This window comes from Exiguobacterium sp. ZOR0005 (assembly GCF_000798975.1).
Classification (GTDB): domain Bacteria; phylum Bacillota; class Bacilli; order Exiguobacteriales; family Exiguobacteriaceae; genus Exiguobacterium; species Exiguobacterium aurantiacum.
Map to the genome: position 1 here is coordinate 1 of NZ_JTLB01000037.1, position 9,476 is coordinate 9,476.

At 57.8% G+C, this 9,476-nt stretch carries 7 protein-coding genes and 1 pseudogene; all 8 read right to left on the reverse strand.

Annotated features, from left to right (window positions below):
- Positions 1-388 (reverse strand): annotated as a pseudogene (locus L971_RS14260) (dihydroorotate dehydrogenase catalytic subunit); the annotation flags it as partial.
- Positions 385-1,104: a dihydroorotate dehydrogenase electron transfer subunit gene (locus L971_RS14265; RefSeq protein WP_047376433.1), complete on the reverse strand. Its 720-nt coding sequence runs from the start codon at positions 1,102-1,104 to the stop codon at positions 385-387. The pseudogene L971_RS14260 and the gene L971_RS14265, both read right to left, overlap by 4 nt.
- Positions 1,101-4,304, reverse strand: a complete 3,204-nt coding sequence (gene carB, locus L971_RS14270) for a carbamoyl-phosphate synthase large subunit (protein WP_047376435.1) — start codon at positions 4,302-4,304, stop codon at positions 1,101-1,103. Before carB ends, L971_RS14265 begins: the two co-directional genes overlap by 4 nt.
- A gap of 1 nt (position 4,305) precedes the next feature.
- Entirely contained in the window at positions 4,306-5,388 is a 1,083-nt protein-coding gene (locus tag L971_RS14275) for a carbamoyl phosphate synthase small subunit (RefSeq protein ID WP_047376437.1), read from the reverse strand.
- Positions 5,366-6,646 carry a dihydroorotase gene (locus L971_RS14280; protein ID WP_047376438.1) on the reverse strand — a complete coding sequence of 427 codons (1,281 nt, stop codon included), beginning with the start codon at positions 6,644-6,646 and terminating at the stop codon, positions 5,366-5,368. The genes L971_RS14275 and L971_RS14280 overlap by 23 nt, the downstream gene beginning before the upstream one ends.
- The gene (locus tag L971_RS14285) at positions 6,643-7,548 is read right to left on the reverse strand and encodes an aspartate carbamoyltransferase catalytic subunit (protein ID WP_047376440.1); all 906 of its coding nucleotides are present in this window, start codon (positions 7,546-7,548) and stop codon (positions 6,643-6,645) included. The genes L971_RS14280 and L971_RS14285 overlap by 4 nt, the downstream gene beginning before the upstream one ends.
- Positions 7,549-7,679: 131 nt before the next feature.
- The gene (locus L971_RS14290) at positions 7,680-8,981 is read right to left on the reverse strand and encodes a uracil-xanthine permease family protein (RefSeq protein WP_024370041.1); all 1,302 of its coding nucleotides are present in this window, start codon (positions 8,979-8,981) and stop codon (positions 7,680-7,682) included.
- 49 nt (positions 8,982-9,030) lie between these two features.
- Positions 9,031-9,476, reverse strand: a 446-nt coding sequence (gene pyrR / locus L971_RS14295) for a bifunctional pyr operon transcriptional regulator/uracil phosphoribosyltransferase PyrR (protein ID WP_231557620.1), incomplete at its 5' end; no start/stop codon positions are given.

Consider the following 9,476-nt stretch of genomic DNA (forward strand, 5'->3'; position numbering starts at 1 on the left):
TGCCGTAGATGTTCAGTTCGAGTGCTTTGATGGTCGGGTCCGCGCTCAGCAGACGCGCGACACGGACGTATTCTTCAGGCGTCGACCCGGCGACGTTGGCGATAATCTCGGTATCAAACGTCGACAAGAACGGTAATTTCGAGTCGATGATCGACTCGACGCCCGGATTTTGCAAGCCGATCGCGTTGAGCATCCCTTGCGCCGTCTCGGCGACCCGGGGCGTGCCGTTACCGAACCGTGCCTCACCCGTCGCCGCCTTGATCATGATGCCGCCAAGGATAGATAAATCATAGAGTTTCGCGAACTCTTCCCCGAATCCGAAACAGCCTGACGCCGGCATGATCGGGTTTTTCAATCGTAAGCCTGGCAAGTCAACGTGTAGTCTCATAGCGTCACCTCTTCCGCACGAAATACCGGTCCGTCACTGCATACTTTGACGTAACCGTCTGGAGCTTGGTACACACAGGCGAAACAAGCCCCGATACCACACCCCATCCGATTCTCGATCGAGATATACCGCTCTTCGATGTGCGATGCGGCGACCGCCTTCAACATCGGTTCTGGACCGCAGCTGAACAACACATCGGCATCAACCTGCGCGAGCGGCCCCGTCACAAACCCTTTTTCCCCATACGTTCCGTCGACCGTCGTGATGATCGTCTCTCCGAGCTCGCGGAACGCGTCTTCATAAAAGATGCTCGCTTTCGTATCAAACCCGAGAATCGCCACCGTCTCGATTCCGCGGGCGGCGAGCACGCGCCGCGTGTAATACAGTGGCGGCACCCCGATGCCCCCACCGACGAGGACGACACGTTTTCCGGCTTGTTGGAGCGGAAAGCCGTTGCCAAGAGGTCCGAGCACGTCCAGCTTGTCTCCGGCGCGACGCGCGGCGAGGTCTGTCGTCCCCGCCCCGATGACTTTATACAAGAACGTCACGACGTTCCCTTCGACGTTCGCGACCGAGAGCGGGCGCCGGAGCAGCTCTGACGTTTTCACGTGAAAGAACGTTCCGGGCGCAATCTCGTTCGTGTCGACCGACACTTTCATCTCCATCGCCCCTTTTGCGATCGGATGATTTGAGAGCACCGTTGCGAACTGTCTCATACGGTCACCCCGAAAGTCGTGAACGCCGGCAGGCTCGTCGTTTGGAACGACAGGCTCTCGATGACTTGGAGCAGCGCCGTGACCGTGTCGAGCGATGTCAGACAGAGTACCCCTTGCTCGGCTGCGGCCCGACGAATGATAAAGCCGTCTTTCGTCGCGAGGGCGTCACGCGTCGTCGTGTTCAAGACGATGTCGACTTCACCCCGTTCGATGACGCTCAGCATCGTCTCCCCGGCCTCATTGATTTTACCGACCGGATGGACCGGCAATCCATCTGCCGAGAGCGCAAGTGCCGTCCCGGACGTGGCCATCAAACGGAACCCGAGTCGGTTGAAGCGACGCGCGATGTCGAGCGCTTCCTCCTTGTCTTGATCGGCGACCGTCAACAGGACGTTGCCTTTCAAGGCGATCGTCATCCCGGCAGCGACGAGTCCTTTAAACAGCGCTTTTTCGAGCGTCCGGTCTGTCGCCATGACTTCACCGGTCGATTTCATCTCTGGTCCGAGTGAAGGGTCGACTTCTTTTAATTTCGCGAAACTGAACACCGGCACTTTGACCGAAATCGCGTCCGCTTCCGGATGCAGGCCGGTCCCGAGACCGAGTTGTTTAAGACTCGTCCCGAGAATCGTTTGCGTGGCGATGCGTGCGACCGGAAGGCCCGTCACTTTCGAGATGAACGGGACGGTCCGGCTCGCCCGCGGGTTAACTTCGATGACGTATAGATCGTCAGCGTAGACGAACTGGATGTTGAGCAACCCTTTGATTCGGAACGCCTTGGCGAGTTTGATCGTATAGTCGACGACTTTTTGTTTCAACTCTGCGCTCAACCGTTGCGGCGGATAGACCGCGATCGAATCGCCCGAATGGACCCCGGCCCGCTCGATATGTTCCATGATGCCCGGGATGTAGACGTCCGTCCCGTCACAGATGGCATCGACTTCGATCTCGATTCCCGTCAAGTAGCGATCGATGAGGACGGGGCGGTCTTTCGAGGCGACGACGGCGTGACGCATGTACCGTTCGAGCTCCGAGCGCTCATAGACGATTTCCATCGCTCGGCCGCCGAGGACGTAAGACGGGCGGACGAGCACCGGATAGCCGAGCAGTTCGGCACAGGCGACGGCTTCTTCGACCGTGACCGCCGTCTTGCCTGGCGGTTGAGCAAGCTGTTCGGCCGAGAGCGTCGCTTCGAACGCTTTCCGGTCTTCGGCACGGTCGATGTCTTCAAGCGATGTCCCTAAAATTTGTACCCCTTCCGCTTCAAGTGAAGCCGCCAAATTGATGGCCGTCTGGCCACCGAACTGGACGATGACGCCGAGCGGTTGTTCGTTCTCGATGACCTCGAGCACGTCTTCGGTCGTGAGCGGTTCAAAGTAGAGTCGGTCCGAGATCGAGAAATCGGTCGACACCGTCTCCGGGTTGTTGTTGATGATGATTGCTTCATAGCCTGCGTCACGGATCGTCTGAATCGAGTGGACGGTCGCGTAGTCGAACTCGACACCTTGGCCGATGCGGATCGGGCCGGAGCCGAGGACGAGAATGGACGGCTTGTCCGTTTTCACCGCTTCGTTCTCGACTTCATAAGTCCCGTAGAAGTACGGTGTCTCCGAGGCGAACTCGGCGGCACAAGTATCGACCATCTTATACACCGGCCGGATGTCCCAGTCTTTCCGGAGCGACGTGACCGTCTCCACGCTCTCGTTCACGATCCGGGCGATCATCTTGTCGCTGAAGCCGAGTCGTTTCGTTTCGGCGAGGCGCTCTTTCGAGAGCGGCTCACGCCGGAGCGTTTCTTCTTGTTGCCAAATTCGATCGAGTTTCGCTAAAAAGAAGCGATCGATCTTTGTCAGCTCATGCAGCTGTTCCGTCGAATAGCCGCGGCGGAGCGCCTCGTAGAGCATCCACAATCGCTCATCGGTCGGCGTCGTCAGCTCGCGGTCGAGTTCATTCGCACTTAGTTCCGCGAGCCGTGGCATGGCCAAGTCTTCCGTCCCGAGCTCGAGCGAGCGGACGGCCTTCAAGAGCGCTTCTTCTAAATTACGGCCGATCGCCATCACTTCCCCGGTCGCTTTCATTTGCGTGCCGAGACGGCGGTCGGCGGTCTCGAACTTATCGAACGCGAAGCGCGGGATTTTGGCGACGACGTAGTCGAGCGCCGGTTCGAACGAGGCGTAACTCGTTTCCGTCACCGGGTTTTTCAATTCCGATAACTTATAGCCGACCGCTACTTTGGCAGCGAGCTTTGCGATCGGATAGCCTGTCGCTTTCGAAGCGAGCGCCGAGCTGCGTGAGACACGCGGGTTGACCTCGATGACGTAATACGTGAAGCTTTCCGGGTCGAGGGCGAACTGGATGTTACAACCGCCTTCGATGCCGAGGGCGCGGATGATGTCGAGCGAGACGCTACGGAGCATCTGGTAATCGCGGTCTGACAATGTCTGCGTCGGGGCGAAGACGATCGAGTCGCCCGTATGGACCCCGACCGGATCAAAGTTTTCCATCGCACAGACGATGATCGCTTGGTCGCTCGAGTCACGCATGACCTCGTATTCGACTTCTTTCATGCCGGCGATCGACTTCTCGAGCAATACTTGCGTCACCGGGCTCGCTTTCAGTCCTGATTCGACGAACTGTTCGAATTCATTCCGGTCATGGGCGATCCCACCACCGGTTCCTCCGAGTGTGTACGCCGGACGGATGATGATCGGGTAACCAATCCGGTCGGCGAATCCCCAAGCCGACTCGAGCGTCTGGACGATCTCACTTTCAGGCACACCATGTCCAAGTTTATACATCAAGTCGCGGAACTGTTCACGGTCCTCGGCTTGTTCGATGGCCGACAATCTCGTACCGAGCAGTTCGACGCCGCAATCTTCAAGCACGCCGCGGCGGTCAAGTTCCATCGCCAAGTTGAGTCCCGTCTGTCCACCGAGCGTCGCAAGCAGCGCGTCGGGACGTTCTTGCCGGATGATGCGCTCGACAAACTCTGGTTCGAGCGGTTCGATGTAGACGCGATCTGCCGTCGTCGGATCGGTCATGATCGTCGCCGGGTTCGAGTTGACGAGGATGACCTCGTATCCTTCTTCTTTCAACGCTAGACACGCCTGGGTACCAGCATAGTCAAATTCTGCCGCCTGTCCGATGACGATCGGACCGGATCCGATTACAAGGATTTTCTGAATATCTGGTCGTTTTGGCATGTCATATTCCTACTTTCTGTTTGTTTTCTTGGACGAGTGTCATGAAACGGTCGAATAAGTCATTGGCATCGTAAGGTCCCGGTGCCGCTTCTGGATGGTACTGGACCGAGAACGTCGGATGATGCAAGTGTCTCACGCCTTCGACCGTCCCATCGTTGACGGCCCGATGCGTGACGATGAGCGAGGTGTGTGCGAGTGAGGACTCCTCGACCGCGTATCCATGGTTTTGCGAGGTGATCGTCACCGCACCGGTCTCAAGTTCGAGCACCGGATGATTGGCGCCGCGATGGCCGAACGGGAGTTTGAACGTATTCGCACCGCCCGCGAGCGAAATCAATTGATGGCCGAGACAAATCCCGAAAATCGGTAGTTTCGGCATGAGCGTCTCGATGAGCGGGAGAGCCGTCGGGACGTCTTTCGGGTCACCCGGCCCGTTCGACAGCATAACGCCGTCCGGTTCGTAGCGCATCACTTCTTCGGCCGTCACGTCGTGCGGCAAGACGACGACTTCACAGTCGCGCTTCACGAGTTCACGCATGATGCCGAGCTTCGCCCCGAAATCGATGAGGGCGATGCGCGGTCCGCTTCCTGTCGTGACGTAGGCCCGCTTCGTCGACACACGTTCGACTTGATCGGTACGCAGATCGTCTTCGAACCGGCCCGCCACGGTCGCCCACGTCGATTCCCCGTCGACCATGACGCCGCGCATGACCCCGCGTGAACGAAGATGGCGCGTGAGCATCCGAGTGTCGATGCCTTCTAGTCCCGGGATCCCGAAGCGCGTGAGCGTTTCCGACAACGTCGCCGTCGAGCGGAAGTTTGATGGCGTCTCGCACACTTCTTTTACGATGAGCCCTTTCGCCATCGGGACGGTCGTCTCGAAATCTTCTCGGTTCACCCCGTAGTTCCCGATCAATGGATTCGTCAACACGATGAGCTGGTCGCAGTAAGACGGGTCGGATAACATCTCTTGATACCCGGTCATCCCCGTCTGGAACACGACTTCCCCGCTCGTCTCGACATCAGCGCCGAACGCCTTCCCAACAAATGCCGTCCCGTCTTCAAGCCATAATGTTCGTTTCATCGAATCTCCCCTTATATACGATTTCTCCGGCCGCGATCGTCATGACCGGCCATCCTGTCAGTTCTTTCCCTGCGAACGGTGTATTCTTCCCTTTCGAACGGAACGTCGCCGGGTCGACCTGGCGCACCGTGTTCGTGTCGACGAGAACGAGGTCTGCTGCTCGGCCGACACCGATTATCCCGTAAGGCAAACCGAACACGTCACTCGGCCGCTTCGTCATCCACTCGATGAGCGTCGCCTCTTCCATCTGCCCCGTTTTGACGAACGTCGTGTACAGGAGCGGGAACGCGGTCTCGAACCCGGTGATACCGAATGGCGCCCGTTCCATCCCTTCCGCTTTTTCTTCTGCCGTATGCGGGGCATGGTCGGTCGCAATCATATCGATCGTCCCGTCGCGCAATCCTTCTAACAGCGCCTCCCGGTCGTCTGCGCTCCGGAGCGGCGGATTCATCTTGAAGTTTGAATCCAGACCCGGGATGTCATCTTCGCACAAGACGAGGTGGTGCGGCGTCACTTCGGCCGTGACGTGAATGCCCGCTCGTTTGGCGTCACGAATGACACGGACCGACTGCCTAGACGAGACGTGGCAGACGTGATAGTGGCAACCGGTCTCTTCGGCGATCAAGACGTCACGGGCGATGTGGATGCTCTCGGCGAGGCTCGGGATGCCTTGGATACCATGTTCTTCACTGAACCGGCCTTCGTGGACCGAACCGGCCTTGAGCGTATTATCCTCGCAGTGTGCGACGACCGCTTTCCCGAGCCGTTTCGCCTCGCGCATCGCCTCGCGCATCATCGCCGCCGATTGGACGCCGACACCGTCATCCGTGAACGCGAACGCGTCCGCGAGTGATGCCATGTCGACTTGCTCGGTTCCGAGCTGTCGCTTCGTTATGGCCGCGTATGGCAGCACGCGCACTACGGCGTCTTGTTCGATTTTCGTCAACAGATCGTCCATCGTCGCCCGGTCGTCCGGGACGGGGCGTGTGTTCGGCATGGCGCAGATCGTCGTAAAGCCGCCGGCCGCTGCCGCCTCGGTCCCTGTCTTGATCGTCTCTTTCTTCTCACCGCCCGGTTCACGCAAATGGACGTGCACGTCGACAAGTCCTGGGATGAGGAGCTTCCCGCTCGCGTCGATCAAGTCGTGACCGTTCGTTGGCCCATCATAGTCGACCGAACGAATGATGCCGTCCTCAATCAATACATCACTTGTCCGTTTCATGTTCCCGTCATACCAAGTTGCTCGTTGAAGTATCATAATTGTCCCCCTAATGCTCGTTGTAAGATGGCCATGCGTGCGTATACCCCGTTCGTCATCTGTGGAAAGATACGCGACTGTGGATGTTCAATCAAACTGCCCGCGATCTCGACGTCCCGATTGACCGGGGCCGGATGCATGATGATCGCGCTCGGCTTCATTCTGCCGACTCGCTCGACCGTCAAGCCGAAGCGGGCGTGATAGTCTTCTTTCGAGAATATGTCACCCATGATGTGGCGTTCGTGTTGGACGCGGAGCAACATGATGACATCACAGTCTGGCAAGACGTCGTCAATGTCGCGATGAACGAGCCCCATCGACTCGTCCCACCACGTGGCCGGGCTACATCCGACGACGTTCGCGCCGAGTCGTTTCAATACCGATGCGTTCGACCGGGCGACACGACTATGGACGAGGTCACCACAGATGGCGATGTTCAAGCCTTGAAACGTTTTGTACTCTTCATAGATGGTGACGAGGTCGAGCAGCGACTGCGACGGATGTTCCCCGCTGCCGTCTCCTCCGTTCAACACCGGGATGGACAGCTTCTCGACGAGCTCGTGATAGTACCCATCCTCCGGGTGACGGATGACGAGGGCGTCGACACCGATCGCCTCGAGCGTCTTGCACGTGTCGTAGAGCGTCTCGCCTTTCGTCACCGACGACGTTGCCACGTCGAAAGGGATCTCTTGGATCTTCAAATGCCGCTCGGCCATTTGAAACGAATTTTTCGTCCGCGTCGAGTTTTCAAAGAACAAGTTCGCGACCGTCTTCCCATCAAACAGCGGGGGCATGTCACCTTGTTTGTAGCGCAGCGACTCCTCAATCATCCCCATGATCTCTTCTAACGTGAGCGTATCCAGACTGACAAAATGTTTCGGTTGTTGTTTGATCAAGTTCATGTTCGTCTCCTCCTTTTTCGTAGAAGGCAAAGAGAAAAGGCGCCTCTTCACCTACGTGAAGGGACGCCTTCATTTGGGTAGACTACACCCAAATAAACGAGCCTTCACTTTGCCGACCTCACGGGATCGAATTAAAAGTTACTTGCTTGTCGAGTTTCTTCAGTTGGTTGCTCATCGGCTTCCGCACTCGTCTCTTCTTTTGGCAAGAAGGCGTTCAAGAGGATGCCGACGATTGTCGCGAGCGCCATCCCTTGGACCGGGAAGCTGCCGAGTTGGACCATCGCCCCGCCAAGTCCGACGACGAGGATGACCGAGGCAATGATCAAATTACGTTTCTCGGCGAGGTCGACTTTGCTTTCGACCATCGTCCGTAGCCCGTTCGAGGCGATGACACCGAACAACAGGATCGAGATGCCGCCTTTGACCGGGTTCGGGATCGTCGAGATGAACGCCTCGACGTGGCCGAGGAAGCCGAAGCTGATTGCCATGAGTGCTGCACCGGCGATGACGTACACACTGTACACTTTCGTGATGGCCATGACGCCGTTGTTTTCACCGTACGTCGTACACGGCGGGCCGCCGAGCGCCGACGCGACCGCTTTCCCGACACCGTCGCCGAGAAGCGTACGGTGCAGGCCTGGGTCTTTCATCGTCTCGCGTCCGATGATTTTCGATGTGACCATCTGGTCGCCGATATGCTCTGTCATCGTGACGAGGGCGACCGGGACGATCGCGAGGAGAGCCCCGACTTGCCACATCGGCATGTAATCGACGAATACCATCGTGAAGTCAGGCAGTTGGAACAAGCTCGCTTGTCCGATAGCCGAGTAGTCGATGATCCCGAACATGGCTGCGATGGCATAGCCGCCGACGATTCCGAAGAGGATCGGGACGGCGCCCCATACCCCTTTCAATTTCGTCATCGCCACCATCGTGATGCCGAGCGTGAGCAAGGCGATCGTGACGAACGTGCCGTTGTACGCTCCGTCTTGGTTCATTGACATGTCGATGGCGACCGGTGCGAGCGACAGGCCGATGACCATGATGACCGGGCCGACGACGACCGGCGGCAAGAGCCGCAACAGCCAACGCACGCCCGTCTTATAGATGATGAGTGAGACGACACCGTAAACCGAACCGGCGATGATGCCGCCGAACAGTGCGGCTTCGACGCCCCATTGTTGGCTGACTGCGATGATCGGCGCGATGTAGGCGAAACTTGACCCGAGATACGTCGGGACTTTGAATCGGGTGATGGCTAGGAATGAGAGCGTGGCCACTCCGGAAGCGACGAGGGCGACAGATGTGTTCAGTCCTGTCAAAATCGGGACTAAAATCGTCGCTCCGAACATGGCGAAGACGTGTTGAAGGCTGAAGAGCAGCCATTGTGGCAAGTGAGCAGGACGCTCGTGGATGTTGAGGATTGGTTTCATATGTGGTTCTCCTTCCTGGCCTCTCTGGACCACCTTAAAGGTTTTGGTGTTACTGTTGTTTGATGAATACTTCGTCCGTCGTGTCGACTTCACTGAGTCTGACGACGACTTGTTCGGATTTCGAGGTCGGGACATTTTTCCCGACAAAGTCCGGGCGGATCGGTAACTCGCGGTGTCCGCGGTCAATCAAAACGGCAAGCTGGATATAATCCGGACGCCCGTGGTCGACGAGTGCGTCCATTGCGGCACGGACCGTCCGTCCCGTGTACAAGACGTCATCGATCAACACGACCGTCTTGCCGTTAATATCATGCGGGAGTTCGGTCGCTTTCACTTCCGGGTCGAGTGACTTTTTCGACAAGTCGTCCCGGTATAGCGTGATGTCCAAGTTTCCGAGCGCGATCGGCTTCCCTTCGATTTCTTCGATGCGGCGGGCGAGCCGATCGGCGAGCGTCTCTCCTCGCGTCTTGATGCCGACGAGGACGACGTTATCGG

Bases quoted from the DNA above. Each gene is read 5' to 3' on its own strand.
- L971_RS14280 (WP_047376438.1), bottom strand. From the start codon at position 6,646: ATGATACTTCAACGAGCAACTTGGTATGACGGGAACATGAAACGGACA.
- L971_RS14285 (WP_047376440.1), bottom strand. From the start codon at position 7,548: ATGAACTTGATCAAACAACAACCGAAACATTTTGTCAGTCTGGATACG.
- L971_RS14290 (WP_024370041.1), bottom strand. From the start codon at position 8,981: ATGAAACCAATCCTCAACATCCACGAGCGTCCTGCTCACTTGCCACAA.
- L971_RS14265 (WP_047376433.1), bottom strand. From the start codon at position 1,104: ATGAGACAGTTCGCAACGGTGCTCTCAAATCATCCGATCGCAAAAGGG.
- L971_RS14275 (WP_047376437.1), bottom strand. From the start codon at position 5,388: ATGAAACGAACATTATGGCTTGAAGACGGGACGGCATTTGTTGGGAAG.
- carB (WP_047376435.1), bottom strand. From the start codon at position 4,304: ATGCCAAAACGACCAGATATTCAGAAAATCCTTGTAATCGGATCCGGT.